This window comes from Streptomyces hilarionis (genome assembly GCF_024539675.1).
GTDB lineage: Bacteria > Actinomycetota > Actinomycetes > Streptomycetales > Streptomycetaceae > Streptomyces > Streptomyces hilarionis.
Genome location: NZ_JAHHIT010000068.1, coordinates 15,871 through 41,002 on the forward strand (window position 1 = coordinate 15,871; position 25,132 = coordinate 41,002).

The following is a 25,132-nucleotide window of genomic DNA, read 5'->3' on the forward strand; positions in this document are numbered from 1 at the left end:
GCTTCGGGCGGCGCGGCACCCCGGGCTGTCGTAGATACTGTGCGAAGGTTTACGGTTCGTCTGCCCGCCGCTCTCAGCCTCGAGCGGGCACCGGACCAGAAGCGACAGCGCAGTGTGCAGCAAGGCCGGGAGGGGCTACCGCCACACGACGCTTTTGGGGGGCTCGAACCTATGGACCCGAACCCGCGGGGACCCGAGGAGTACGGCCATGACGGCGACGGGAAAGCGCCGCGCCCACGCCCTTCCCGGGACCCCCTCACACCCGACTTCGGCCAGCACCAGCCGGCCCAGGCCCGCACCGTGCGGCTCGTCGTCGGCGAACACCTGCTCACCGTCAACCCGGTGGACGGCAGCGAGATAGAACGGCGTCCGCCCGGGACGCAGGAGAGCGAACCGCCCGGCAGGCGCACGCCCGAGCAGCGCGCCGAGACCGAGCGCGCCGCCCGGCCGCCGGCCCCCGCCGGCCCGGCCCGCACCCCGTGGCCGCTCCAGGGCCGCCAGGACGAACGCGAACAACTGGTCCGCCTGCTCGCCCGCGGCCGCTCCGTCCGCGTCACCGGCGCTCCCGGCTCGGGCCGCACCAGCCTCCTCGACCTCGTCGCCGAGGACTGCGAGGACCTCGCCCCCGACGGCGTCGTCCGCCTCTCCGGCTTCGGCCGCACCGCCTCCGACCTGCTGCACGACCTCTTCCACGCCGTCCACGACGCCCCCCGGCACCGCCCCGGGGACGACGAGCTGCGCGACCTCGTCCGCGAGATCGGCGCGGTCGTCGTCGTCGACGACGTCGACCTCGGCGGCGCCGACCTCGACGAACTGCTCGACGCCACGCCCGAGTGCGCCTTCCTGCTCGGCGCCGACCCGGACGCCCCCGCGCCCTCCGCGGAGTCCGCCGTCGAGGAGGTCGCCCTGGCCGGACTCGACCGCGCGGGCGGCGTCGAGGTCATCGAGCAGGCCGTCGGCCGGGTCCTCACCGAGGAGGAGGCCAACTGGGCCGGCGACCTCTGGTTCGAGTCCGAGGGACTGCCGCTGCGGTTCGTCCAGGCCGGCGCCCTGCTCCGCCAGCGCGACCGGCTGCGCGCCGACGCCGACGCCGTGGACGCCTTCGGCGTCTTCGAGGACGCCCGGCCGGCCGGACCGGTCGAGGCCGCGGCCGGGGCCGGCGAGGCGGAGGAGATACCCCTGCCCTCGCTCGGCGAGGCCGCCGCGCCCGCGCCGCTGCTCGCCGCCCGCCTCAGTGCCTGCGCCCGCGCCACCCTGCGCTTCGCCGTCGCCCTCGGCGGCGAGGTCCCGCACCAGGCGCACCTGCCCGCCCTCGTCGGCGACACCCACGCCGACGCGGCCCTCGGCGAACTGACCGCCTGCGGACTCGTCTCCCCGGTCGGCACCCGCTACCGCCTCGCCGTCGGCGTGCGGACCCAGCTGGAGGCCGCCGGATACGCCGACGACGCCGAGGCCCGCGCCCGGACCGCCGCCCAGCACTACGCCTGGTGGGCCGGACACCCCTCGGTCACGCCCGACCGGGTGTGCGCCGAGGCCGACGCGGTGCTCGCGGCCCTCGCCGCCGTCGTCCCCGCCACCACCCGCCCCGACGAGGGCGAGGAGGCCACCGCGGTCCGGCTGGCCCGCACCGCCGCCCCCGCCTTCGCCGCGGGCCTGCACTGGCGGGCCTGGGAGAGCGCCCTGCACGAGGGCGCCGAAGCCGCCCGACTGGCCGGCGAGTCCGCCGACCGCGCCTACTTCCACCACGAACTCGGCGTCCTCGCCCTGTGCTCCGGCGACCTCGACCGCGCCCGCTCCGAACTGGAGGCCTCCCTCACCCTGCGCGGGGCCATCGCCGACAAGCGCGGCACCGTGGCCGGCCGCCGCGCCCTCGCCCTGGTCGCCGACGCCAGCGGCGACATACCCGGCCTGCCGGCGGCGCCCGACGAGGAGACGCCCGAGCCCCGCCAGGAGGAGCCGGCGCCCCCGCCGCGCGCCGTCCAGGCGGCGCTCCCGTCCTTCGCGCCGGAGGTGGAGACCCTCGTCGCCCGCCGCGAGCCGTCGCCCCCGCCGGCCCCGCGCCACCGCGCCGGCCTCAGGGGCCTGGCCCGGCGCAACCTCGTCGCGGCCGGTGCGGGCGCGCTGCTCGTCGCCGTGCTCGGCACGGTCGTGACGCTCGGCGCGACCTCCGACAACGACGCCCACAACCCCTCCGACCGGGTCGGCGTCAACCCGACCGCCGACGCGGGAGCCAACGGCGACGACCCGAACGCCGACGCCCCCGGCGACGGCGGAACGTCCTCCGACACCGGCGGGGCGACCAGCAGACCGACCGACCCCGGCCCGGACGGCACCATGGGCACCTCGGACGACCCCTCGCCCACGGGGTCGCCCGAACCGTCCCCCGACGCCAGCGGTTCGCCCGGCCCCGGGCACGGGGGCACGCCGTCCGGCTCGCCCAGGCCCTCCTCGTCGCCCAGCCCGTCCTCGAGGCCCTCGTCGTCGCCGTCGTCGTCGCCGTCGCAGAGCCCGTCCGCCTCCGCGAGCCCGTCCGCGTCGGAGACCGGAGCGCCCACCAGCACGCCGACCGGCGGCAGCTCCCACTCGGCGACCAGCTCGATGTCGTCCTCGCCGGGCAGCTCCCTCACCTCCGCCGGACCCGCCGCGAGCGCCGGCACGCCGGCAGCGCCGGACGAGGTGATCTGAGCGCGCGGGCACACGGAGACGGGCCGGGTTCCCTTCCGGAACCCGGCCCGTCTCGTCGTCCGTGCGAACGTGGTCAGAACAGGCGCAGCTTGTCGTCCTCGATGCCGCGCAGGGCGTTGTAGTCGAGGACCGTGCAGCCGATGCCGCGGTCCGTGGCCAGCACGCGGGCCTGGGGCTTGATCTCCTGGGCCGCGAAGACGCCGCGCACCGGCGCGAGATGCGGGTCGCGGTTCAACAGCTCCAGGTAGCGGGTGAGTTGCTCGACCCCGTCGATCTCGCCGCGCCTCTTGATCTCCACCGCGACGGTCTGCCCTTCCGCGTCCCGGCACAGGATGTCCACCGGGCCGATGGCGGTCATGTACTCGCGGCGGATGAGGGTGTAGCCCTCGCCGAGGGTCTCGATGCGGTCGGCGAGCAGCTCCTGGAGGTGCGCTTCCACGCCGTCCTTGATCAGGCCGGGATCGACGCCCAGTTCGTGCGACGAGTCGTGGAGGATCTCCTCCATCGTGATGATGAGCTTCTCGCCGCCCTTGTTGACGACGGTCCACACACCCTCGTCGTCGCCCGTGCCCTCCTTGAGCGTGCAGGGCGGCGACATCCAGTTCAGGGGCTTGTAGGCGCGGTCGTCCGCATGGATCGAGACGCTGCCGTCCGCCTTCACCAGAATGAGACGGGGGGCGGAAGGGAGATGGGCGGTGAGCCGGCCGGCGTAGTCGACGGAGCACCGGGCGATGACGAGACGCATGGGGCGCAACGCTATCCGACGCCCCTGCCCCCTAGCGATTCGCCCTGGAAAACGATCGTTCGACGGGCGCTCGACAGTGGCCGATTGTGTGCCCAACCGGGGTTCCCTATGTGCCCATTCTCCTGGTGCGGTCACCGTCCGTTGCCTACCGTAGTGAACGGGAGGTCGCGATGCGTGTACTCAGCGTGTGCGGTATTTCGGCATGCCGACTCCCCTTCCCTGTCCGTCAACCCCTGTTGTTCCGGGGGTGCGAGAGGAGTACCCATGTCGCTCGACGTCTCACCGGCCCTACTCGAACAGGCCGAGCGAGGCGAGGTCGACGAAGCACAATTCGTCGACTGCGTCCGGACCTCCCTGCCCTACGCGTGGGAGATGGTCAGCTCCCTGGTGGCCCAGCTGAAGGTGGACGGCGCGGACTTCGCCGACAACCAGACGCCCCCGCCGGACGAGCAGGCACGCGGGCAGCTGCTGCGCGCGCTCGCGAGTGACGCCATACGCGGTGCGCTGCAACGGCACTTCGGTGTGCGGCTGGCCTTCCAGAACTGCCACCGGGTGGCGGTGTTCCCGTTGGACCCGGCTGTCGACGAGAAGCTCGGCCGCTTCACCTCGATCCGCAGCCAGGTGCTCAACCAGTCCCCGGAATTCCGGGACTGCTGAAACCGGTGAGGCTGTCGCTTGCCGCTCCTGACGCGGGAGGTTCCACAGACGCGGGAGCGGCAGGCCTCATGGTCGGCTGGGCTGTTCACCGGAGGTGGGGGAGCACCTCCGAGCCCAGCCGCCGTACGTTCTCCTCCGTCGCCGCGAGGTCGCCGGAGCCCTCGACGAGCAGGGCGAAGCGCGAGATGCCGGTCCGCTCGCCGGTCGCCGCGAGGCGGTCGGCGCACAACCGCGGGGTGCCCACCGGGTGCAGCCCGCAGAGCAGTTCGGTGTACGCCACCGGGTCCCGCATGCTGCGGGCTCGGCCGTCCACCGTCACATGCGCGTCCAGGCCCTGCTTCAACCAGCCCGGCATCGCCTTCACCAGCGTCTCCACCGCGTCCGTCCGCCGGTCCGCGATCTGGCAGACGCCCGCGGAGACGTGCGCCGCGCTGCGGATCTCGTCCCCCGAGCGGCCGGCGGCGCGCGCGCAGCGCCGCCACTGGGCGACCATCTCGGCCTTCTCCTCGTCCCCGACGTGCATCCCGAGCAGCATCGGCAGCCCGCGCTCGGCGGCCAGCCGCACACTCGCCGGTGAGGTGCAGGCCACGACGACCTCCGGCCCCGCCGTCTCGGTCAGGGCCTCCGACGGCCGGGGCACCACGGGGACCTCGCGGAAGCGGAATCGCTCGCCGTCCGCTCCCACCGAGGGCTCGCGCAGCCAGCGAACCAGCAGATCGAGTGATTCCGGGAAGCCCTGTTCGTACGCCCGCAGTCCCGTTCCGAAGACCTCCAGGTCGACCCACGGCCCGCCGCGGCCCACGCCCAGCGAGAAGCGGCCCCCGCTCGTCAGGTGCAGCAGCGCGGCCTGTTCGCCGAGCGCCACGGGGTGGACGGTGGGCAGTACGCTGACCGCCGTGCCCACCCGGATGCGCCGGGTGCGGCCCAGCAGCAGAGCGGCGAGGGTGACCGCCGACGGGCACGTGCCGTACGGCACGAAGTGGTGCTCGCCCAGCCAGACCGAGTCCAGACCCGCCTCCTCGGCCACCTCGGCGGAGCGCACGGCGCGATGCAGCGCCTCGCCCTGGCCCTGGCCGGGGAACTGGGCTCCCAACACGAAACTTCCCACACGCATGGACATTCCTGCTTCCTTGGCTCCGACGCGGAGCTCCCCCACCGGGCATAACCGTCCGACACGTGCCGAGGACACGGCCTGGCGGAGAGATTTGCGGATTGTCTGCAGAATGCGGCGTCCCGCGGGGTGACGTGCGGGGCGGCCGACCTACGGGTGCCCCGGCCCCGGCCGCGTACGCTGGACGCCGAACCCGCCCACCGTAGAGCCCCGTGAGGTGTCCCGTGTCGCCGCGCCGCAACCGACCCAAGGGTGAGAGCTCGTCCGGCCGGAGCGCCGAGGACGACGGCGCGAGCCGCTACGGCGGCTGGGAGTCGGCGCAGGCCTGGCAGGGCGAGCGGTGGAGCGTGCGGCACGTGGCGGGGTCGAGCGCGCAGGGCAAGGCCTACCGGTGCCCCGGCTGCGACCACCTGATTCCCGACGGCGTCCCGCACGTCGTCGCCTGGCCCGAGCACGCGGGCGTCGACGACCGACGGCACTGGCACAAGGCGTGCTGGAACGCGCGGGACCGCCGCACCCCGGGGGTGCAGCGGTCCCGTAACGCGCCGAGGTTCTAGCCCCGCGCTCGGCGGGCGGCCGTGCGGCGGATCAGACGTCCCGCTTCTCCAGCAGGGCGAAGGCGGCGCCGAGGGCCGCGGCGGTCACGCCCAGCGCGATCCACAGCGGGTCCCAGCCGCTCGGCCCGCTCTCGCTGAGCGAGGTCGCGTAGAAGACGCTCATCTGGTTCGGGATCGAGTACTCGAACAGTGCCTGCCGCAGGTCCTCCAGCGAGGACGAGAACATGAAGATCGCGATGACCAGCGGGGCCAGCAGGACGCCGATCATGATCGTGATCGCGCCCGCCGAGTGCCGGATGATCGAACCGACGGCCAGGGACAGCAGCCCGAGCAGCGCCACGTAGAGGGACACGCCGACGGTCGCCTTCAGCCACTCCTCGCCCGTCGGGCGGCGGGCGTCGCCCAGCATGCCCACGTGCATCACCGCGACGAGGCCGGACGACACGAGCGTCACCACGAAGGCGACGGAGAAGAACACGACCGCCTTCGCCGCGAGGACCCGCCCGCGCGACGGGCAGGCCACCATGGTCGTGCGGATCATGCCGGTGCCGTACTCCGAGGCCGTGGTCAGCACGCCCAGCGTGATGACGCACATGCTGCCCAGGAGGAGCCCGAAGAAGCCGAACGACAGGGCGGTCTGGTCCGAGAGGTCGCTCTCCGAGGCGTTCGCCGCGACCACCGCACCGGCCAGCAGGCCGATGCCGACGACGAGCAGCACGAACACGCCCAGCGTCCACATCGTGGAGCGCACCGACCGGATCTTGGTCCACTCCGAGGCGACGGCGTGCCCGAGGTGGGTGCGCACGACGGGGATCGGCGAGGTGTAGCCGGGGCCTGCCTGGCCGTACGAGGGACCGGGCGCCTGCCAGGCGGGCGCGGCCTGCGGCGACGGGTGCTGCGGGGTGCTCATCGGGCGTCCTCGGACTTGGTCGGTGCGGCGTCGGGGGCGGGGGCGGCGGCCGGGGCGTCGGCGGGAGCCGGCGCTGCCGGAGCTTGCGCGGGCGCCTGGACGGGCGCCGCGTACGGATTGGCCCCGGCGGGGGCCGGAGCCGCCCCGGGCGCGCCCGAGGCGCCGTACGCCCCGTAGGAGGCCGCCGGAGGCGTCGGGGCGGGCTGCGGGGGCGCATAGCCCTGCTGCGGGGGCGGCGGGGCGTACCAGCCCGGCTGGCCCTGGCCCGGCACGGGCATCGGCGGCTGGACGCCGGGCGGCAGCGGCTGCTGGAGCCCGGCCTTCTGGTCGACGGTCGAGCGGTAGTCGACGGCGCCCTGCGTCATCCGCATGTACGCCTCCTCGAGGGAGGCCTGGTGCGGCGACAGCTCCCACAGGCGGACGTCCGAGTCATGGGCGATGTCGCTGATGCGGGGCAGCGGCAGGCCCGTCACCCGCAGCGCGCCGTCCGGCTCGGGCAGCACATGGCCGCCCGCCTCGGTCAGCGCCGACGCCAGCTTCTCGCGCAGCGGCGGGTCCGTGAGCGGGGTGCGCACCCGGGCGAAGTCGGCGGAGTTGGCCGAGATGAAGTCCGTCACGCTCATGTCGGACAGGAGCTGCCCGCGCCCGATGACGATCAGGTGGTCCGCGGTCAGGGCCATCTCGCTCATCAGGTGGGAGGAGACGAACACCGTGCGGCCCTCGGCGGCCAGCGACTTCATCAGGTTGCGCACCCAGAGGATGCCCTCGGGGTCGAGGCCGTTGACCGGCTCGTCGAAGAGCAGCACCTGCGGGTCGCCGAGCAGCGCCGCCGCGATCCCGAGCCGCTGGCCCATGCCCAGGGAGAACCCCTTGGAGCGCTTCCTGGCCACGTCCTGGAGGCCGACGACGCCGAGCACCTCGTCGACCCGGCGGGCCGGGATGCCCGACAGCTGGGCCAGGCACAGCAGGTGGTTGCGGGCGTGCCGGCCGCCGTGCACCGCCTTGGCGTCGAGCAGCGCGCCCACCTGGCGGGCCGCGTTCGGCAGCTTGCGGTACGGATAGCCGCCGATCGTCACCGTGCCCGCGGTCGGGTTGTCCAGGCCGAGGATCATCCGCATGGTCGTCGACTTGCCCGAGCCGTTCGGCCCGAGGAAGCCCGTCACGGCACCGGGCCGTACCTGGAAGGAAAGGTTGTGAACAGCGGTCTTGTCGCCGTAGCGCTTGGTCAGGCCGACTGCTTCGATCATGCTCCGCACCCATCGAAAGGATCAGGACAGCAGGGCGCACGCCCCCGTAAGGGTTAGGAGGATATCGGGGCGCTGACGGTTCCGCTCAAATGAAAGCAAAGACCGAAGCCCGGGGCGTCCGATCGTGTCGGCCGTCGGGTCGTTTCGTGCACCGGGTCGTTTCGTGCACCGGGTCGTCACGGGCCTCGCCCGGTCTGCGGCGTCGCGTTCTCAGGCGTCGCGCCGCTTGAGCAGCAGATAGCCGCCCGCCAGAGCGGCGAGCGCCCACAGCGCCATGATGGCGAACCCGCCCCAGGGCCCGTACGGGGTGTTGTCGTCGATCGGCGTCACCACGCGCATGATCTTGCTGCCGGCCTGGTCGGGCAGGTACTGGCCGATCTTCTTCGTCGCGGAGACGTTGCCGAGGATGTTGGAGATCAGGAAGAAGAACGGCATCAGGATGCCGAGCGAGAGCATCGGCGAGCGCAGCATCGTGGCCACGCCCATCGAGAACACCGCGATGAGCGTCATGTAGAGGCCGCCGCCGATCACCGCGCGCAGCACCCCGCTGTCGCCGATCTCCGCCCGGTGCGAGCCGAGCATGGCCTGGCCGAGGAAGAACGTGACGAAGCTGGTGGCCAGACCGACCGCCAGCGCCAGGGCGCCGGCCACCGCGATCTTGCTGAACAGGAACGCCCCGCGCTGCGGCACGGCGGCCAGCGAGGTGCGGATCATTCCGGTGCTGTACTCGTTCGACACGACCAGCACCCCGAACACGATCATCGCGAGCTGGCCGAGGCTCATCCCGGCGAAGCTGATGAACGTGGGGTCGAACGAGAGCCGGTCGTTGCGGCTCATGTGGTCGAAGTCGTTGTTCGACAGTGCCGCGATCAGCATGCCGAGGGCGACGGTGACCACCACCGCGAGGGACAGCGTCCACACGGTGGACGCCACCGACCGGATCTTGGTCCACTCGGACCTGATGACCTGGGTCGCCGCCATCGTCAGCTCCTCGTCCAGTCGTCGCCCCACGGCTGCTCCGCAGGCGCCTGCGTGTGCGCGTGGTACTCCACCGACTCCGCGGTCAGCTGCATGAACGCCTCTTCCAGCGAAGCCTGTTGCGGACTCAGCTCGTGCAGCACGATCTGGTGCTGCGCGGCCAGCTCCCCGATGCGCTCGGGCTTGCCGCCGTCCACCTCCAGCGCGCCGCTGCCGCTCTCCACGACGGTGATCCCGGCCCCGTGCAGGACGTCGAGCAGTCGTTCGCGCTGCGGGGTGCGGACGCGCACGTACGCCCGCGAGTTCTGCGCGATGAAGTCGGCCATCGAGGTGTCGGCGAGCAGCCGGCCCTGCCCGATCACCACCAGGTGGTCGGCCGTCAGGGCCATCTCGCTCATCAGGTGCGAGGAGACGAACACCGTCCGCCCCTGCGCGGCCAGCGACTTCATCAGGTTGCGGATCCAGTGGATGCCCTCGGGGTCGAGCCCGTTGACCGGCTCGTCGAACATCAGGATCCGCGGGTCGCCGAGGAGCGCGCCCGCGATGCCCAGCCGCTGGCCCATGCCCAGCGAGAACCCCTTGGCCTTCTTCTTCGCCACCGCCGTCAGTCCGACGGTGTCCAGCACCTCGTGCACCCGGCTGCGGGGGATGCCGTTGCTCTGCGCCAGGCACAGCAGATGGTTGAAGGCGCTGCGCCCGCCGTGCATCGCCTTCGCGTCCAGCAGGGCGCCGATGTACTTCAGCGGGTCCTTGAGCCGGTCGTAGTGCTGTCCGTCGATCCGCACGTCCCCGGCCGACGGCCGGTCCAGGCCCAGCATCATCCGCATGGTGGTGGACTTGCCGGCGCCGTTGGGACCGAGGAAGCCCGTGACGATGCCCGGTCTGACGGTGCAGGTCAGGTCGTTCACCGCCACCTTCTCGCCGTACCGCTTCGTCAGGCCCTCGAGCTCGATCATGCGGCCACGCTAAAACGCGACAAAGCCCCCTGCCACCGGAGTGGCAAAGGGCTTCACCGATGTTCGGCCGCCGTACCCCCGGACGTTACCGGGACTGCTGCGCCGGAACCCCGCGGGAGATCGGCTCGTCGTCCGTGGACGGCGTGCCGGCCGCCGCCACCGCGGCGCCGGTCAGCGTGGCGAGCATCTCGCGGACGTTCGTCAGCTGGGCGTTGATCGAGTCGCGGCGGTTGGTGAGCGCCGCGAGCTCGCGCTCGGACTCGGAACGGATCCGGTCCGCCTTGGCGTTGGCGTCGGCCACGATGTCCTCGGCCTGGCGCTGCGCCGTCTCGACGGTCTGACGCGCGCGACGCTCGGCGTCGGTGCGCAGCTTCTCGGCCTCCAGGCGCAGCTGCTCCGCGCGGTGCTCGATCTCCGCGAGACGCTTCTCCGCCTTCTGCTGACGGGACGCGAGGTCGCGCTCCGACTGCTCCCGGCGCTTGGCCAGGTTGGTCTCGAAGTCGGCGGCGGCCTGCGCGGCCTTGGCGCGGGTCTCCTCGAAGAGGGCGTCGGCCTCCTCACGCTTCGACTGCGCGTCCTTCTGCGCCTCGGAGCGCAGCTGCGACGCGTCGCTCTTGGCCTTCTCGACGATCCGGACGCCCTCGTCCTCGGCCTTGGCCTTGCGCTCCGCAGCGAACGATTCTGCGTCGTTGCGCACCTGCTGGGCCGCGGACTCGGCGAGCTCACGGTGCTGCTCGGCCGCGCGACGGGCCTCCTCGCGCAGATCCTTGGCCTCTTCCTCGGCGAGGCGGAGGATCTTCTCGACACGCGCGCCGAGACCGGCGTACGACGGCTCCGCGTCGCTTACCTGGGCCTGGGCGTTCTGCGTCTCGAGGTGAAGCTCCTCGATGCGCTTTTCCAGAGCAGTGATACGGGCCAGAGCGCTGTCACGGTCGGAGACGAGCTTCGAGATGCGTTCGTCCACCTGAGCGCGGTCGTACCCACGCCGCACAAGCTCGAAGCCGTAGGGGGAAGTGTCGCTCATGGGGTTCCTGTCGAATGAGACCGGTGAGGTGATAGGGGGAATCCTAGGGGCCTTTGCGGTGTGTCATCGAGCGTATGCGTGTTTGATCTGGAGAATGACACCCCTTTTGGGTGGCTCGGCGGCGGACCGCTTGCCAAAGGTGCCCTCAAAGGCCCGAGAATTTAACGCAATCCACACATTCCGCTAGCCGTCCGGGGACTTCCCACCCGATCGAGGGGCTCCGATGGCCGCGCCCGCCTTGACGCCCCCGTCCTTGGCCCCGCCCGGCGCCTCGAACGACTCCAGCGCCTCCAGCACGTCCTGGACCCGGGAGATCTCGGCGTTGATGTCCTCGCGCCGGCGCACCAGGACCTCCAGCTCGCGCTTGCCCTCCTCGACCGTGCGCCGCGCCTCGCGGATCGCCTCGGCCTTGAGCTCCTCGGCCTCGCGCACCAGCGTCGACTTCTTCTGCTCGGCCTCCTTGAGCAGCCCCTCGGCCTTCTTCACCGCGGCGATACGGACCTTGCCGGCCTCGGAGTTGGCGTCCGACACCAGCTCCTTCGCCTTGGCCTGCGCCTTGGCGAGCTGCTCCTCGGCCGCCTTGATGAGCGCGTCGCAGCGGTCCCCGGTCGAGCGCATCGTCTCGGCGGCCTCGCGGCGCGCCCGCTCGTGCAGCGCCTCGATCTCGCTGGTGATGCGGTCGCGCAGCTCCTCCGCCCGCTCCCTTATGGCGGTCGCGTCCCGGCGGGCGCCGACCAGCAGTTCGTCGGCGTCCGTACGCGCCTTCTCCACCCGGGAGTTGCCCTCGACGGTCGCCTCGGACACCAGCCGCTCCGCCTCGCTGCGGGCCGCGCCCACCATCGAGTCGGCCTGCGCCTCCGCGTCCGCCGTGGCCTTCTGCGCCTGCTGCTGCGCCTCGGTGAGCAGCTTGTCCGCCTCGGCCGCCGTCTCCGTGATGAGGGTGTCGACCTGCTCGGCCGCCTCGGAGCGGCGCTTGTTGGCCTCCTTGCGGGCCTCGTCCAGCGTCGTGTCGGCCTCCTCGCGGGCCACGCTCATCAGCCGGTCGGCCTCCGCCGCCGCCTGCGTCTTGACCCGCTCGGCCTCGGCCCGGATCCGCTCCGCGTGCGCCTGCGCCGACCCGACCGTCTCGGCGGCCTCGGCGCGCAGCCGCTCCGCGTCCCCGGACGCGTCCTGGATCAGCTTCTCCGCCTTGGCGACCGACTCGGACCGCAGCCGCTCGGCCTCCGCGACCGTCTCCGACTGGAGGCGCTCGGCCTCCGCGAGGGTCTCGCTCTGGAGCCGCTCCGCCTCGCTGCGGGCCTCGTGGATGAGGGCGTCGGCCTGCGCCGCAGCGTCCGAACGGATGCGGTTGGCGTCGTCGCGGGCGTCGGCCCGGGTGCGCGAGGCGTCCTGGTCGGCCTGCGCGATGGCGTCCGAGACCTCGGTGCGCACCCGCTGGGCGTGCGCGGACGCCTCCGAACGCAGCCGCTCCGCCTCGGCGATCGCCTCGCCGACGGTCCGCTCGGCCAGCTCCTGCGCGGCCTCGGACGCCTCGTTCGCCTCGCGGCGGACCCGGCCCGCGTCCTCGGCGGCCCGCTCCCGCTCGGCGTAGGCGTCGGCGCGGACGCGGTCCGCCTCCTCCTCCGCCTCGCGCCGGGTGCGGTCCGCCGCGTGCTCGGCCGCGGACCGCAGGCCGGTGATCTCCTCCTGGGCCTGCTCGTGCAGCCCGGCCACCGAGTCGCGCACCTGCTGCGCGTGCTGCTCGGCCGCCGACACCATCTCGTTGGCCCGCCGGTCCGCCTCCTCGACCAGACGGACGGCCTCGGTCTGCGCCTCCTCCACGCGCTTGCGCGCGGAGGCCAGCAGCTCCTCGCTCTGCTCGCGGGCCCGCTCGCGCTCCTGGCCGGCCTCCTGGCGGGCGGAGCCGAGGAGCTCCTCGGCCTCGCGCCGGCGCCGGACGGCCTCCTCCTGCGCGGCGGCCAGCGTCTCGGACGCCTCGGCGGACAGCCGCTCGGCCGCCGCCTGCGCCTCGGCGCGCACCCGGTCGGCGGTGTCCTGCGCCTCGGACTTCAGCCGCTCCGCCTCGGCGGCGGCCTCGGAACGCAGCCGGACGGCGACGGCCTCGCCCTCGGCGCGCGAGGCGGCCGCGTCGGACGCGGCCTCGTTGCGCAGCCGCTCGGCCTCCGCCTCGGCCTGCTGCTGGAGGGAGCGGATGCGCTCCGCGGCCTCCGAGCGCAGCCGGTCGGTCTCCTCGGCGGCCTCGCGGCGGATCCGCGCGGCCTCCTCCCGGGCGTCCGTCAGCGCCTGCTCGGCGGACGCGAGGCGGGCCTCCGCCTCCGTCTGGAGCCGGGTCAGCTCCTCGGCGGCCTCCGCGTGCCGGGCCTCGACCGCCCGCTCGGACTCCTCGCGCAGCTCGCGCGCCGCCTGCTCGGCGTTCGAGGTGATGGTCTCGGCGAGCTCCACCGCCTCCTCGCGGGAGCGCTCGGCCTCCGCGCGGGTGCGCTCCAGCACCTCCTCGGCCTGCCGGCGCAGCGTGGTGGCGCGCTCGATGGCCTCGGTGCGCACCTTCTCGCTGTCCGAGGTGGCCTTCTGGCGCAGCTCGTCCGCGTCGGCCTTCGCCTTCGACAGCAGCTCCTCGGCGGAGCGGGCCGCCTCCTCGATCTTCTGGACGGCCTCCTTGCGGGCCTCGGCACGGATCTTCTCGCCCTCGGCGACCGCGTCGGCGCGCAGCTGCTCGGCCTCGCCGCGCAGCCGCCGGGCCTCCTCCTGGAGCTCGACCGTCTTGGCGCGGTACTCCTTGGTGTCGTCCTTCGCCGAGCCCTTGAGCTCCTCGGCGATGTCGTGCGCCTCGGCGCGCAGCCGGTCGGCCTCGGTCTCCGCCTCGCGGCGGATCCGCTCGGCCTCCTCGGCGGCGGCCTTCGTGGTGCGCTGGGCGTCCTCCTGTGCCTTGTTGAGGACGTCCTCGGCGGTCTTGGCCGCCTTCGACAGCTGGGTGGCGCTCTCCTCGGCGGTGAGCGTGCGGGCCTTCTCGGAGGCCTCCGCGACGATCTTCTCGGCCTCGGCGCGCGCGTCGGCGACGAGCTGCTCGGCGTCCGCCCTGGTGGTCTCGGCCTCCTTGGTGGCCTCGCTGACCAGCCGGGCGACCTGCTCCTTCGCGGTGCGGGTGCGCTGCTCCTTGGCAGCCTCCGCGCCGGCGAGCGCCTTCTCCGCGGCGGCCTTCGCCTCCGCGAGCACCTTGTCCGCCTCGGCCTGCGCCTTGCGCAGTGCCTCCTCGGCCTCGGACATGCGCTGCTCGGCGGCGCGGCTGAGCTCACCGGCCTGGCGGCGGGCGGCGTCGGACTCGGTGACCGTGGAGGTGCGCAGCTGCTCGGCGTGGTCGCTGGCCTCCTGGGCCTGCGTGGAGGCGGCGTTCAGCAGCCGCTCGGCGTCCGTGCGGGCGCGCAGCAGGAGCTGCTCGGCCTCCGCGCGGGCCGTCTCGGCGTCGGCCTGGAGCCGCTGGCGCGCCTCCGCGGCGACCCGCTCCGCCTCCGCGCGGGCCGTGGCCAGGGCCTGTTCGGCCTCCGCACGCGACTCGTCGAGCAGCCGGCGGGCCTGCGCCTCGCTGCGGGCGCGCAGCTGTTCGGCCCAGGCCACGTTCTCGTTGACGTGCGACTCGACGTTCTGCCGGCGCTCGGCGAGTTCCTGGTCGAGCTGCTGGCGGCGGGTGACCGCCTCCTGGTGCAGCTCGGCCTGGAGCCGGGCCGCCTGCTCGGCGTGCTCCTGAAGGATGCGCTGGGTCTGCGCCCGCACCTGGCTGAGCTCGCGCTCGGCGTCCTGGCGCAGCTGGTCGGCCTGCATCTGCGCGTTGCGCAGCAGCTGTTCGGCCTGGTACCCGAGGTCGCCGCCGTCGAAGGCGGGCCGGGACATGATGGTGCGACGCGCCTCGTGCAACTTGGCGCGCAGCACCTCGACCTGGTAGCCGAGGTCCTCGGCGTGCTGAATCGCCTTTTCCCGCTCGGTCTTCAGCCGCTTCATCTCGGCTTCGAACCGAGTCAGGTGGTCGACGTCAGCCGCCGGTTCCCGCTCCTGGCTCTCGTAGCCCCGCACTGCGCGGTCCCATCCGTCCCTGGTCGCAAGCTTGCCGAACGAGCTCCGTCCATCCGCCGAACGGGGCTCCCGGGGAATGGTGTCAGATCAACGACGGAGCATGGGCTGCTGCCCCGACGCTCGTCCCCCGAAACCCGGACCCCGGCTGCGTCCTGCCGCCGTACGGCAGGACCGGGTCGCCCCGGTGTGAGCGGCGACCGAGCCCAACCCTACCGGCCCATATGTACGAGGGTCAGTGCTCAGGTGACTCAACAGGGGCCGATGTGACCAGTTCTGTCAGTACTCCGTGGCAATCCTTGGGGTGCAGGAAGGTGATTCGTGACCCCATGGAGCCGCGTCGGGGCTCTTCGTACAGAACGCGTACGCCCTTGGAGCGGATGTCCTCGGCGTCGCCGTCCACATCCGCCGTACCGAAAGCGATGTGGTGGACCCCCTCGCCGTTCTTGGCGAGCCACTTGCCGACGGCGGAGTCCTCCCGCGTCGGTTCGAGGAGTTGCAGGTAGGAGGCGCCTCCGTCGGACGTCTCGTTGATCTTGAGCATGGCCTCGCGCACGCCCTGCTCCTCGTTGACCTCGGAGTGGAACACCTCGAAGCCGTATGTGGAACGGTAGAACTCGACGGTCGCGTCGAGGTCGTGGCAGGCGATCCCGATGTGGTCGATTCGCGTCAGCATGATGTCAGTGCAGCGCGCCGGCGGTGGTTACGCAACGTGCGCGCGATCACACTGACGGCCCGATGACGGCACGGAGTGCCACTCAGTACATTCGAAGTAAACCCTCGTTCACTCCTCGGCCTGTGCAGGCCGGTAAGGGGAATCGCAGCTCATGACTGGATCGACTGGCTCCAACGGCACGACCTCGGTGATCGTCGCGGGCGCGCGCACGCCCATGGGACGGCTGCTGGGCTCCCTCAAGTCCTTCTCCGGAGCCGACCTCGGCGGCTTCGCGATCAAGGCCGCCCTCGACCGTGCGGGCATCGGCGGCGACCAGGTGCAGTACGTGATCATGGGCCAGGTGTTGCAGGCGGGCGCGGGCCAGATCCCGGCCCGGCAGGCAGCGGTCAAGGCCGGCATCCCGATGAACGTCCCCGCGCTCACCGTCAACAAGGTGTGTCTGTCGGGCCTGGACGCCATCGCGCTCGCGGACCAGCTGATCCGCGCGGGTGAGTTCGACATCGTGGTGGCGGGCGGCCAGGAGTCCATGACCAACGCCCCCCACCTGCTGCCGAAGTCCCGCGAGGGCTTCAAGTACGGTGCGATCGAGATGCTCGACGCGATGGCCCACGACGGGCTCACCGACGCCTTCGAGAACATCGCGATGGGCGAGTCGACCGAGAAGCACAACACCCGCCTCGGGATCGCGCGTCCCGAGCAGGACGAGATCGCCGCGCTGAGCCATCAGAGGGCCGCCGCCGCGCAGAAGAACGGCGTCTTCGAGGCGGAGATCACCCCGGTCGAGATCCCGCAGCGCAAGGGCGAGCCGGTCGTCTTCAGCAAGGACGAGGGCATCCGCGCCGACACCACCGCCGAGTCCCTCGGCAAGCTCCGTCCGGCCTTCGCCAAGGACGGCACGATCACCGCGGGCTCCTCCTCGCAGATCTCCGACGGCGCGGCGGCCGTGGTCGTGATGAGCAAGGCCAAGGCGCAGGAGCTCGGCCTGGAGTGGATCGCCGAGATCGGCGCCCACGGCAACGTGGCCGGCCCGGACAACTCGCTCCAGTCCCAGCCGTCGAACGCCATCCTGCACGCCCTGAAGAAGGACGGCCTGGAGGTGTCCGACCTCGACCTGATCGAGATCAACGAGGCCTTCGCCGCCGTCGCGGTGCAGTCAATGAAGGACCTCGGCGTGTCCACGGAAAAGGTGAACGTCAACGGCGGCGCCATCGCCCTGGGCCACCCGATCGGCATGTCCGGCGCCCGGCTCGTCCTGCACCTGGCGCTGGAGCTCAAGCGCCGGGGCGGCGGCGTCGGCGCGGCCGCGCTGTGCGGCGGGGGCGGTCAGGGCGACGCGCTGATCGTCCGGGTGCCCAAGGCCTGAGAACGCCGCGGAGCGGCCCCGGCCGCGCACGCGTGCGGAGTCGAACGGAGCTGAACGGAGCTGTGATGCAGGACGTCTCCTCGCTGGCCGCGCAGGCCAGGGAAGGCCGGCCCCGGGCCGTGGCCCGGCTGATCTCGCTGGTCGAGGGGGCGTCCCCGCAGCTCAGGGAGGTCATGGCGACGCTGGCCCCGCTCACCGGCAACGCCTACGTGGTGGGCCTGACCGGTTCGCCGGGCGTGGGCAAGTCGACCACGACCTCCGCGCTGGTCACCGCCTACCGCAGGCAGGGCAGGCGGGTCGGCGTGCTGGCCGTCGACCCGTCGTCGCCGTTCTCCGGCGGCGCGCTGCTCGGCGACCGCGTGCGGATGTCCGAGCACGCCAGCGACCCCGGCGTGTACATCCGCTCCATGGCCACCCGGGGCCACCTGGGCGGTCTCGCCTGGGCCGCCCCGCAGGCGATCCGCGTGCTGGACGCGGCGGGCTGCGACGTGATCCTGGTCGAGACGGTCGGCGTCGGCCAGTCGGAGGTCGAGATCGCCTCCCAGGCGGACACCAGCGTGGTGCTGCTCGCCCCGGGCATGGGCGACGGCATCCAGGCCGCCAAGGCCGGGATCCTGGAGATCGGCGACGTGTACGTGGTCAACAAGGCGGACCGCGACGGGGCGGACGCCACCGCGCGGGAGCTGAACCACATGCTCGGTCTCGGCGAGTCCCGCGCTCCCGGGGACTGGCGGCCGCCCATCGTGAAGACCGTCGCCTCGCGCGCCGAGGGCGTCGACGACGTCGTCCAGGCGCTGGAGAAGCACCGTGCCTGGATGGAGGAGCGCGGCGTCCTCGCCGAGCGGCGCCGCTCCCGGGCGGCCCGCGAGGTCGAGACGATCGCCGTGACGGCGCTGCGCGAGCGCATCGGCGACCTGCACGGCGACCGTCGGCTGAGCGCGCTCGCCGACCGCATCGTCACCGGCACGCTGGACCCCTACCGCGCGGCGGACGAGCTGGTGGCGGGCCTCACCGAGGCCTGAGACCGCGGGGCCCGCGGCCCACCGGCCCCCGGCCCGGGCGCAGGGGCGGCAGGATCGCGGGGCGGCGTCGGCGGCCCCCCTTGGACGGGACGTCGGACGGGAAGGCGGAGCCCGGTTCGGGCTCCGCCTTCCCGTCCATGTGCCGAGGAGAGCCGGCTACGGCCGTCCCCGGTGCCCGCGGAGGTGTTCCGCCACGGGCTTGAGGGCCTTGGAGAGCTCGCCCAGGGCCTCGGGGGAGAGCAGGTCGATGAAGTGCCGCCGCACGGAGTCCACATGGTGCGGCGAGACCTTCTGCATCGTCTCCATGCCCTGCTCGGTCAGGACCGCGTACAGGCCGCGGCGGTCCGACTCGCAGTTCTCACGGCGCACCAGGTCCGCGTTCTCCATGCGGGTGATCTGGTGCGAGAGGCGGCTCTTGGACTGGAGGGTGGCGGACGCGAGGTCGCTCATCCGCATCCGGAGGCCCTCCGACTCGGAGAGGTTCACCAGGATCTCGTAGTCGTTCATGGTCAGGCCGAACGGCTGCAGGTCTTTTTCGAGCTGGTACGTCAACAGCCTGTTGACCTCCAGATGGGTGCGCCAGGCGCACTGCTCCGCATCGGTCAGCCATCGAGTGGCCGTTTCGGTCTCCATAAATGAAGTCTACCTAAAATGTTGAAAGGCGAACTAGTGAGGGCGGTGTGACGGTGCGCACGCGTTCGATGTCACACTCCGCAGACTACCGCTCACAGCCCGAAGCGACGCTGGAGGTCCCCCAGCTGTCCGGGAAGGCGCGGTGCGCCGGATTGCGTTCCGGGGCCGCCGTGCCCACCCGCGCCCGCGCCGGAACCGGGCACTCCCGGCTCGTGCGGGACCGCCCCCGTGGCCTGCTCCGCCATCAGGATCTCGGTCGACTGAAGCAGCACCGTCCCGGCGCCCACGAACTCGAACTGATGCTCCTCGCCGGAAGCCCCGCCGAGGCCCGTCAGTGCACGTAGACCGCCCATCACGCCCGTCATGTACCCGTGGTCGTAGTGATGGCACGGAGAGGGGCAGTCGGCCCACCCCACGAGCGCCTGGGGGTCCACCCGGAGGGGAGGTTCCATGAACACCACCGGACCGTTTGACGCGGCGACGAACTTTCCGGTTCCGATCAGCGTGAGGAATCCCGGCACGATCGACTGCTTGAGCGACAGACTTGGCTGAAAAGCGAGCAGATTGCCCGAGCGAATGGTCAGGTTGCCGTCGTCCAGGTCGTACGAGTTCACGTCGAAGGCCCGGTCGGCGAGGAGCATCTTGCCCGAGCCCTCCGCCACGACCCAGTCGCTCGCGTGCAGAGGCGAATGGAAGGAAGTGCGCACCAGACGGTCCAGCCGGCCGTGTCCGACGCCGTTGAAGTCGATCGACCCGTAGTAGGCGATCATCTTCCCCTTCTGGAGGAACCACTGGCTCCCCTTGAGCTCCACGCAGAAGGTGTAGCTGTTCACGTTGTCGTCGACCGGCAGGGTCATGGGGTCGTAGACCGTCGGGCCGCCGCCCGGAGCCCCGTGCATGCTCACAGCTTCTCCTCCGACGCCTGGACGAACACCGCACCGCTGCCGCTGAGCTCCAGCTGGAACGCCTCGCCGGAGCCGCGCCCCACCATGTCCCGCCAGCCGAGCGCGGTCGACAGCTTGTTGCGGACGTCGCCGTGGTGGGCGACGTAGGCCTGGGGGTCGACGTGGACCGGGCGCTGCGGGGTGATCGGGACCTCGAAGACCCCGCCGTGGGCCATCACGGCGACGGCCCCCTGCCCCTTGAGGGTGGTGGTGAACAGCCCCTGCCCGCTGACCTGGCCGCGGACCATGCCCATGACCCCGCCCTGCGAGCCCAGGAACATCGTGCCCTGCTGGAGCGTGCCCTCGAAGGCGAGGAGCCGGTCCGCCTCGACGTACAGCGTGTCGCCGGTGAGCCGGATGACCTGGACGTGGTGGCCGCCGTGCCCGAAGAGGACCGTGCCGCTGCCCTCGACGGTCATCAGCGGGGTGTCCTCGTTCGCGAGCCGCCTGCCGATCATGGACATCACCCCGCCCTGGCCGCCCTGGACGTTGGGCGTGAACGACACCTCGCCGCGGTACGCGAGCATCGCGCCGCGCTGGCTGTAGAGCCGCTGCCCCGGGACGACGGTCGCCTCGACGATCTTGGAGTTGATCTCACGGAACGTCATGTCACACATCCCCCGCGATCGTGTTGCGCTCGCTCGGCTGGACGTACACCAGGCCGTTCCCCTCGAAGCGGATCTGGAAGGCCTCGCCGCCGCCCTCGCCCATGAAGGTGCGGAACGTCACACCGGACTGGAAGGACTGCCGGACGTCGCCCTGATGCGCGATGTACGCCCCGGGGTCGACCGTCAGCGGGTACTGCGGGCTGACCCGCAGCACCACGGCCGGGCCGTCCGAGGTGATCGCGGCCTGGCCGTGCCCCTCGACGGTCGTCGTGAACAGTCCGTTGCCCTGGGTCGCGCCCCGCAGCCCCGTGAAGCTCGTCCCCGTCCGCAGGCCGGCGTCGGTCGCGAGCAGGTTGCTCGACTCGACGTAGAGCTTGTCGCCCTGGAGCTGGACGAGGTTGATCTCGGACGCGCGGTCGGCGAACCAGCACGTGCCCTGCCCCCTCACCTCCATCACGGTCATCTGCTCGCCGGTGAGCCGCCGGGTCACCATGCCCCGGATGCCCTCGCCGCCGCCGCTGAGCTTCTTGAAGGCCATCTGCCCGTCGTACGCGACCATCGAGCCGTTCTTCGCCTTCACGGCGTCCCCGGTCATGTCGACGGCGAGCACCTTGCTGCCTTGGAGTCGAAACATCGCCACGCTGGGAAGGTATCCGCCACCCGGGTGCGCACAACAGCACCCGGAGGTGGAGAACGACCCTGAACACACCCTTAGGGGGACCGTTTGCCACAATGGACGAACGCTTGTGCGTGCATTCACAAACGCTGTGCCCCGACGCCCTGCTCCCGTACCTCCCCCCGAAGGTGACCCGTGGACCTGAAGACCGCCTCCGCCCTCCGCCGACTGCGTCTGGTCTCGGCCCCCGAGGCCGTGTCCTTTCTCCTGCTGCTGGTGTGCTCCGTGCTGAAGCGGACCACCGACTTCAACGCGGTGCCCGTGATGGGCATGGTCCACGGCGTGCTGTTCGTCCTCTACGTGCTCTTCTGGGCGGACGCCTGGAACCGCGCCAGGTGGTCCCTGAGGACCGCGGCCCTCTACTTCGTCCTCTCCGTCCTGCCCACCGGCGGCTTCTTCGCCGAGCGCAGGCTGCGCCGCGAGGCCGAGGACGCGGTCATCGCCTCCCGCGCCCGCAAGGAAGGCGTGGTGAACGCGTGATCGTCGCCTTCTCGGTCACCCCGCTGGGCGTCGGCGAGGACGTCGGCGAGTATGTCGCCGACGCCGTCCGCGTCGTCCGCGAGTCGGGCCTGCCGAACCGCACCGACGCCATGTTCACCTCCGTCGAGGGCGAGTGGGACGAGGTGATGGACGTCGTCAGGCGCGCCGTGGCCGCCGTCGAGGCACGAGCCCCCCGGGTCTCCCTGGTCCTGAAGGCGGACATCCGTCCCGGCGTGAGCGACGGCCTGACCTCGAAGGTGGCGACCGTGGAACGGCACCTGGCCCCGTAGCCGCCCCGGACACCCGTCCGCCCGGTCACCCGAACGGCTACGGAGAGGCGGGGTTGCCGCCCGGACCGCATGGCTAGTGTCTCCCCGGTCGATCATGTTCCGCGCGTCGGCGCGGCGCCTGAAGGGGAGTGTGCGGTGGCAGGGCGGCGAGGACCGGGGACTCTCGGCAGGGCGCTCACGGCGTTCGCACTGACGGCGTCGCTGGCGGTGGTCTGCACGGGGGAGGCGGCGCGCACGCCCGCGTGCCCGCCGGCGCGCGGCGAGCTGACCGTCGCCGACCTGCCCGCGGGCTCGTCCGTGCGCGACTGCCGTGCCGTCGGCCGCCTGGTCACCCACGACGGCGCGGGCCTCGCGGTCCCCGAACCCGGCATCACGGTCAGCGTCGACGCCCTCACCGCGGACGGCTCGGCGCACGGCTTCACCGTGGCGGTCGCGGCCGACGGCACGGTCTCCTACGCCTACGAGGCGGATCACGCGCGGGCCCGTCCGCGCCGCCGGGCCGACGCCCCCGCCTCCTGCGCCGACGGGGCCTACTCCACCGCCGGGCGCAAGGAGTACGGCACGTACGAGTGGTTCCTCGGGGACGGCCCGCTGCCCGCCCACCTCTCCCGGGCCGAGGCCCGGCACGCCTTCGAGGCCGGCGTCGCCGCCATCACCGCCAGCCGCAACGACTGCGGCTACGACGACACCGTCACCGCCCGGGCCCGGTACCTGTCGACCACCTCCCACGAGGCCGGCATCGACCGCGAGGCCCGCTGTGTGCGCCGGGACGGCCTGAGCGTGTGGGACGCGGGCGACATCGGCCCCGGGGCCGTCGCCACGACCTGCTCCTGGAGCCGGCCGGTGCCCGACGGCCCCGACGAGCTGCTGGAGGCCGACGTCCGCTTCAACACCCACGACTACGCGTTCACCGACCACCCGTCCGACGCCTGCACGCACGCGTACGACCTGCGCAGCGTCGCCACGCACGAGGCCGGGCACGTCTTCGGCCTGGCCCACGCCGGCCAGGGGCACGAGAACCTCACCATGTACGCGAGCTCCTTCGCCTGCTCCACCGCCGCCCGCACCCTCGGCAAGGGCGACGTCCTGGGCCTGCGCAGCCTCTACTGAGGCCCGCCGTCGCCCTGGGGGGCGGCGCCCGACGCCAGCGCGGTTCCCAGCGGCGTCCGCTCGTACAGCACCTGGTGGCCCTGGCGCCGGGACACCAGCAGCCCGCTGTCGCGCAGCAGCGTCAGGTGCGCGGACACCGACGACGGGGCGAGCCCGAGCCGACGGGCGAGCGCGGAGGTGGCGGCCGGTTCGTCGAGCGCCCCGAGCACGGCCGCCCGCCCCCGCCCCAGCAGCCGCACGAGCGTCTGCGGGTGACGGCCGGCGCGGTCGGCGGGGTCGGCCCACAGAGCGGCGATGCCCCGCGCCGGGTACACCAGCGTCGGCTGCCAGGGCGGGTCGAAGCCGCTGACCAGGTCGGGCCAGGAGAACACGCTCGGCATGAGCACCAGCCCCCGTCCGGCCAGCCGCCGCTCGTGCTCCCCGTGGGAGGCGATGGTGAGCGTGCCCGCCCGCCAGCCGCACCGCCGGTCGATCTCCGGCAGCAGCCCGCCCAGGCCCACCTCGGCCAGCCGCCGCGAGTGGAAGGCGACGTCCGCCTCCAGCAGGGCGCGCAGCCGCGGCCAGTCCGGGGCGAGCAGGGTGTGCCAGACCTCCTCCAGCACCTCGCTCAGCTCCCGGATCATGCGCTCCGGGTCCGCCAGCCAGGCCCGCCCCCGCGCCGAGTCCAGCGCGCCGGGGGTGTCCGCCAGCGAACGGGCGGTGTCCAGCCGGGCCGCTTCCGGGTCCGCCGCCCGGACGGCGGCGATCTCCTCCTCGAACCCGGCCACCGGCCCCAGCGGCGGCGGGCTCAGCCAGTCGGGGGAGTGGCCCCGGCGCGGCATCAGCAGCCACAGACCGCTCAGGTCGAGCCGCTCGGCCGCCGCCCGGATACGGCGCAGCCAGGGTGCGTGGTAGCCCTGCCGGTCGGGCCGTTTCAGCGTGCGCGCGACCTCCTGCGTCTCCCACAACGGGGAGACGGCGAACCGGCAGCGAAGGAAGTCGTCCTCCCCGAAGTGCAGATGCGACGGCACCTGCCCCACCCCCTCCGCACACGGCCGCGGACCGGTCCGCCGAGCCGCGGCCGGCCGGACATTCGGCCCTGCCCGAAACTCTAGGCCGCCGACCGCGGCCCGCGCACGCTGCTGCCCATGTCACAAGCCACGACGGCCGCCGCGCCGGCGCCCGCTCCCGCCGGATACGTCCGCGTCCTGGCCGTCCGCGAGTTCCGGGCCGTCTTCGCCGCCCACCTGCTCTCCCTGCTGGGAGTGATCGTCGCCGAGGTCGCGCTCGCCGTGCTCGTCTACGACCTGACCGGCTCGCCCCTGATGAGCGCCCTCGCCTGGGCCCTCGGCTTCCTGCCCTACGTCGTCGGCGGCACCCTGCTCGCGGGGGTCGCCGACCGCTTTCCGGCCCGGCGCGTCCTGGTGGGCTGCGACCTGGTGTGCGCGGTGTGCGTCCTGCCGATGACGACGCCGGGCGCGCCCCTCGGCGTCCTGCTCGCCCTGCGCTGCGGTCTCGCCGTCGTCTCGCCGGTCTTCGCGGGCACCCGCATGGCCACGCTGGCCGACGTCCTCGGCGACGGCGACCTGTTCGTCCTCGGCCGCTCCCTGCTGCGCATCACCGCCCAGAGCGCGCTGCTCGCCGGCTTCGGGCTCGGCGGCGTGCTGCTCACGGTCGTCTCCCCGCGCCGGGCCCTGCTCGTCACGGTCGGCACGTTCCTCGCCTCCGCCGCGCTGCTGCGCCTGGGCACCCGCCGCCGCCCCGCCCGGGCCCGGGCCTCGGGCGCGCTGGTGACGGACTCCCTCCGGGGCGCGCGCCAGGTCCTCGGCGACCGGCGCACCCGGGCGCTGCTGCTGCTCTTCTGGATCCCGCCGGCGTTCGCCGTCGCCCCGGAGGCGCTGGCCGCGCCGTACGCCGACTCGCTCGGCACGGGTCCCGTCGGCCTCGGCCTGCTGATGTGCGCGCTCCCCGTCGGCACGGTCGCCGGCGAGCTGTTCGCGGGGGCCCGGCTGCGGCCCGTCAGCCGCGAGCGCATCGCCCTGCCGCTCGTCTGTGTGACCCTGCTGCCCTACCTCGGCTACGCCTTCCACCCCGGTCTCGCCGTCTCGCTGCTCCTGCTGCTGGTCTCGGGCGCCGGGTCGGCGTACACCCTGGGCCTCGACCAGTGGATCGTCCGGGACGTGCCCGAGGAGCTGCGCGGCCGGGCCATGACGCTGCTCACCGCCGGGCTCATGACGTTCCAGGGCGTCGGGATGGCGCTCGCCGGAGTCGCCGCCGAGCTCGTGGGAGTCGCGGCGGCGGTCGCCGGGGCGGGCGCGGTCGGCGCCGTGTGCTGCGCGCTGTCGGCCCGGGCGGTCCACGGGACCGACAGGCGAGACGGGGCTGACCGCGATGTGACCGGCCGGTAAGGTCTGGAGGC

The 25,132-nt window shown here is 72.9% G+C and carries 23 protein-coding genes; 9 read left to right on the forward strand and 14 right to left on the reverse strand.

What is annotated here, in order from left to right:
* Positions 1 to 171 precede the first annotated feature (171 nt).
* Positions 172 to 2,685, forward strand: a complete 2,514-nt coding sequence (locus KMS84_RS17875) for a P-loop NTPase family protein (RefSeq protein ID WP_256917238.1) — start codon at positions 172 to 174, stop codon at positions 2,683 to 2,685.
* A gap of 73 nt (positions 2,686 to 2,758) precedes the next feature.
* On the opposite strand, the gene nucS is transcribed toward KMS84_RS17875, so the two are convergent.
* Complete coding sequence (gene nucS, locus KMS84_RS17880) at positions 2,759 to 3,430, reverse strand: endonuclease NucS (RefSeq protein ID WP_256917239.1); 672 nt, start codon at positions 3,428 to 3,430, stop codon at positions 2,759 to 2,761.
* 264 nt (positions 3,431 to 3,694) lie between these two features.
* Here nucS and KMS84_RS17885 point away from each other — a divergent pair, with 264 nt between their 5' ends.
* Positions 3,695 to 4,087, forward strand: a complete 393-nt coding sequence (locus KMS84_RS17885; RefSeq protein ID WP_256917240.1) for an SCO5389 family protein — start codon at positions 3,695 to 3,697, stop codon at positions 4,085 to 4,087.
* A gap of 85 nt (positions 4,088 to 4,172) precedes the next feature.
* Here the strand turns inward: KMS84_RS17885 and KMS84_RS17890 are convergent, their stop codons facing one another.
* Positions 4,173 to 5,201, reverse strand: coding sequence for an LLM class flavin-dependent oxidoreductase (locus KMS84_RS17890; protein WP_256917268.1), 1,029 nt, complete (start codon positions 5,199 to 5,201; stop codon positions 4,173 to 4,175).
* Positions 5,202 to 5,422: 221 nt separating this feature from the next.
* On the opposite strand from KMS84_RS17890, the gene KMS84_RS17895 reads away from it, so the two are divergent.
* Positions 5,423 to 5,755: an Rv1322 family protein gene (locus KMS84_RS17895; protein ID WP_256917269.1), complete on the forward strand. Its 333-nt coding sequence runs from the start codon at positions 5,423 to 5,425 to the stop codon at positions 5,753 to 5,755.
* 31 nt (positions 5,756 to 5,786) lie between these two features.
* On the opposite strand, the gene KMS84_RS17900 is transcribed toward KMS84_RS17895, so the two are convergent.
* The 7 genes from KMS84_RS17900 to mce all read right to left on the reverse strand — a co-directional run bounded on the left by KMS84_RS17900 (position 5,787) and on the right by mce (position 15,608).
* On the reverse strand, positions 5,787 to 6,665 hold the full coding sequence (locus KMS84_RS17900; protein WP_256917241.1) for an ABC transporter permease subunit: 879 nt from the start codon (positions 6,663 to 6,665) through the stop codon (positions 5,787 to 5,789).
* Positions 6,662 to 7,912, reverse strand: coding sequence for an ABC transporter ATP-binding protein (locus tag KMS84_RS17905; protein WP_256917242.1), 1,251 nt, complete (start codon positions 7,910 to 7,912; stop codon positions 6,662 to 6,664). Before KMS84_RS17905 ends, KMS84_RS17900 begins: the two co-directional genes overlap by 4 nt.
* Positions 7,913 to 8,122: 210 nt before the next feature.
* Complete coding sequence (locus tag KMS84_RS17910) at positions 8,123 to 8,893, reverse strand: ABC transporter permease (protein ID WP_256917270.1); 771 nt, start codon at positions 8,891 to 8,893, stop codon at positions 8,123 to 8,125.
* Positions 8,894 to 8,895: 2 nt separating this feature from the next.
* Positions 8,896 to 9,846 carry an ABC transporter ATP-binding protein gene (locus tag KMS84_RS17915; protein WP_256917243.1) on the reverse strand — a complete coding sequence of 317 codons (951 nt, stop codon included), beginning with the start codon at positions 9,844 to 9,846 and terminating at the stop codon, positions 8,896 to 8,898.
* An 85-nt stretch (positions 9,847 to 9,931) separates the two neighbouring features.
* On the reverse strand, positions 9,932 to 10,870 hold the full coding sequence (locus KMS84_RS17920; protein ID WP_079659495.1) for a coiled-coil domain-containing protein: 939 nt from the start codon (positions 10,868 to 10,870) through the stop codon (positions 9,932 to 9,934).
* A 183-nt stretch (positions 10,871 to 11,053) separates the two neighbouring features.
* Positions 11,054 to 14,935 carry a polarized growth protein Scy gene (gene scy, locus KMS84_RS17925; RefSeq protein WP_256917244.1) on the reverse strand — a complete coding sequence of 1,294 codons (3,882 nt, stop codon included), beginning with the start codon at positions 14,933 to 14,935 and terminating at the stop codon, positions 11,054 to 11,056.
* A gap of 232 nt (positions 14,936 to 15,167) precedes the next feature.
* Positions 15,168 to 15,608 (reverse strand): methylmalonyl-CoA epimerase, encoded by a 441-nt coding sequence (gene mce / locus KMS84_RS17930; RefSeq protein ID WP_256917245.1) that lies wholly within the window; start codon positions 15,606 to 15,608, stop codon positions 15,168 to 15,170.
* A 151-nt stretch (positions 15,609 to 15,759) separates the two neighbouring features.
* Between mce and KMS84_RS17935 the strand changes: the two genes are divergently transcribed.
* Both KMS84_RS17935 and meaB read left to right on the forward strand, forming a co-directional pair.
* The gene (locus tag KMS84_RS17935; RefSeq protein ID WP_256917246.1) at positions 15,760 to 16,971 is read left to right on the forward strand and encodes an acetyl-CoA C-acetyltransferase; all 1,212 of its coding nucleotides are present in this window, start codon (positions 15,760 to 15,762) and stop codon (positions 16,969 to 16,971) included.
* Between the two features lie 65 nt (positions 16,972 to 17,036).
* Positions 17,037 to 17,993 carry a methylmalonyl Co-A mutase-associated GTPase MeaB gene (gene meaB, locus KMS84_RS17940; protein ID WP_256917247.1) on the forward strand — a complete coding sequence of 319 codons (957 nt, stop codon included), beginning with the start codon at positions 17,037 to 17,039 and terminating at the stop codon, positions 17,991 to 17,993.
* A gap of 156 nt (positions 17,994 to 18,149) precedes the next feature.
* Here the strand turns inward: meaB and KMS84_RS17945 are convergent, their stop codons facing one another.
* The 4 genes from KMS84_RS17945 to KMS84_RS17960 form a co-directional block, all read right to left on the reverse strand.
* Complete coding sequence (locus tag KMS84_RS17945) at positions 18,150 to 18,626, reverse strand: MarR family winged helix-turn-helix transcriptional regulator (RefSeq protein WP_256917248.1); 477 nt, start codon at positions 18,624 to 18,626, stop codon at positions 18,150 to 18,152.
* A gap of 92 nt (positions 18,627 to 18,718) precedes the next feature.
* Positions 18,719 to 19,525, reverse strand: coding sequence for an AIM24 family protein (locus tag KMS84_RS17950; RefSeq protein WP_256917271.1), 807 nt, complete (start codon positions 19,523 to 19,525; stop codon positions 18,719 to 18,721).
* A gap of 2 nt (positions 19,526 to 19,527) precedes the next feature.
* Positions 19,528 to 20,178 (reverse strand): AIM24 family protein, encoded by a 651-nt coding sequence (locus KMS84_RS17955; protein ID WP_256917249.1) that lies wholly within the window; start codon positions 20,176 to 20,178, stop codon positions 19,528 to 19,530.
* 1 nt (position 20,179) lies between these two features.
* Positions 20,180 to 20,812, reverse strand: a complete 633-nt coding sequence (locus KMS84_RS17960; RefSeq protein ID WP_256917272.1) for an AIM24 family protein — start codon at positions 20,810 to 20,812, stop codon at positions 20,180 to 20,182.
* 177 nt (positions 20,813 to 20,989) lie between these two features.
* Between KMS84_RS17960 and KMS84_RS17965 the strand changes: the two genes are divergently transcribed.
* From KMS84_RS17965 to KMS84_RS17975, 3 genes are all read left to right on the forward strand, one after another.
* Positions 20,990 to 21,334, forward strand: a complete 345-nt coding sequence (locus KMS84_RS17965) for a DUF3817 domain-containing protein (protein WP_256917250.1) — start codon at positions 20,990 to 20,992, stop codon at positions 21,332 to 21,334.
* The gene (locus KMS84_RS17970; protein WP_256917251.1) at positions 21,331 to 21,624 is read left to right on the forward strand and encodes an MTH1187 family thiamine-binding protein; all 294 of its coding nucleotides are present in this window, start codon (positions 21,331 to 21,333) and stop codon (positions 21,622 to 21,624) included. The genes KMS84_RS17965 and KMS84_RS17970 overlap by 4 nt, the downstream gene beginning before the upstream one ends.
* Positions 21,625 to 21,759: 135 nt before the next feature.
* A complete protein-coding gene (locus tag KMS84_RS17975; RefSeq protein WP_256917252.1) occupies positions 21,760 to 22,734 on the forward strand; it encodes a matrixin family metalloprotease in 975 nt (324 codons plus the stop codon).
* On the opposite strand, the gene KMS84_RS17980 is transcribed toward KMS84_RS17975, so the two are convergent.
* Positions 22,728 to 23,744: an ArsR/SmtB family transcription factor gene (locus KMS84_RS17980; RefSeq protein ID WP_256917253.1), complete on the reverse strand. Its 1,017-nt coding sequence runs from the start codon at positions 23,742 to 23,744 to the stop codon at positions 22,728 to 22,730. The genes KMS84_RS17975 and KMS84_RS17980 overlap by 7 nt on opposite strands.
* Before the next feature lie 117 nt (positions 23,745 to 23,861).
* Here KMS84_RS17980 and KMS84_RS17985 point away from each other — a divergent pair, with 117 nt between their 5' ends.
* Complete coding sequence (locus tag KMS84_RS17985; protein WP_256917254.1) at positions 23,862 to 25,121, forward strand: MFS transporter; 1,260 nt, start codon at positions 23,862 to 23,864, stop codon at positions 25,119 to 25,121.
* Positions 25,122 to 25,132: the final 11 nt, after the last annotated feature.

Coding starts and splice junctions, on each gene's coding strand:
- KMS84_RS17875 (WP_256917238.1), top strand. CDS start 172: ATGGACCCGAACCCGCGGGGACCCGAGGAGTACGGCCATGACGGCGAC.
- nucS (WP_256917239.1), bottom strand. CDS start 3,430: ATGCGTCTCGTCATCGCCCGGTGCTCCGTCGACTACGCCGGCCGGCTC.
- KMS84_RS17885 (WP_256917240.1), top strand. CDS start 3,695: ATGTCGCTCGACGTCTCACCGGCCCTACTCGAACAGGCCGAGCGAGGC.
- KMS84_RS17890 (WP_256917268.1), bottom strand. CDS start 5,201: ATGCGTGTGGGAAGTTTCGTGTTGGGAGCCCAGTTCCCCGGCCAGGGC.
- KMS84_RS17900 (WP_256917241.1), bottom strand. CDS start 6,665: ATGAGCACCCCGCAGCACCCGTCGCCGCAGGCCGCGCCCGCCTGGCAG.
- KMS84_RS17905 (WP_256917242.1), bottom strand. CDS start 7,912: ATGATCGAAGCAGTCGGCCTGACCAAGCGCTACGGCGACAAGACCGCT.
- KMS84_RS17910 (WP_256917270.1), bottom strand. CDS start 8,893: ATGGCGGCGACCCAGGTCATCAGGTCCGAGTGGACCAAGATCCGGTCG.
- KMS84_RS17915 (WP_256917243.1), bottom strand. CDS start 9,846: ATGATCGAGCTCGAGGGCCTGACGAAGCGGTACGGCGAGAAGGTGGCG.
- KMS84_RS17920 (WP_079659495.1), bottom strand. CDS start 10,870: ATGAGCGACACTTCCCCCTACGGCTTCGAGCTTGTGCGGCGTGGGTAC.
- mce (WP_256917245.1), bottom strand. CDS start 15,608: ATGCTGACGCGAATCGACCACATCGGGATCGCCTGCCACGACCTCGAC.
- KMS84_RS17935 (WP_256917246.1), top strand. CDS start 15,760: ATGACTGGATCGACTGGCTCCAACGGCACGACCTCGGTGATCGTCGCG.
- meaB (WP_256917247.1), top strand. CDS start 17,037: ATGCAGGACGTCTCCTCGCTGGCCGCGCAGGCCAGGGAAGGCCGGCCC.
- KMS84_RS17945 (WP_256917248.1), bottom strand. CDS start 18,626: ATGGAGACCGAAACGGCCACTCGATGGCTGACCGATGCGGAGCAGTGC.
- KMS84_RS17950 (WP_256917271.1), bottom strand. CDS start 19,525: ATGCACGGGGCTCCGGGCGGCGGCCCGACGGTCTACGACCCCATGACC.
- KMS84_RS17955 (WP_256917249.1), bottom strand. CDS start 20,178: ATGACGTTCCGTGAGATCAACTCCAAGATCGTCGAGGCGACCGTCGTC.
- KMS84_RS17960 (WP_256917272.1), bottom strand. CDS start 20,812: ATGTTTCGACTCCAAGGCAGCAAGGTGCTCGCCGTCGACATGACCGGG.
- KMS84_RS17985 (WP_256917254.1), top strand. CDS start 23,862: ATGTCACAAGCCACGACGGCCGCCGCGCCGGCGCCCGCTCCCGCCGGA.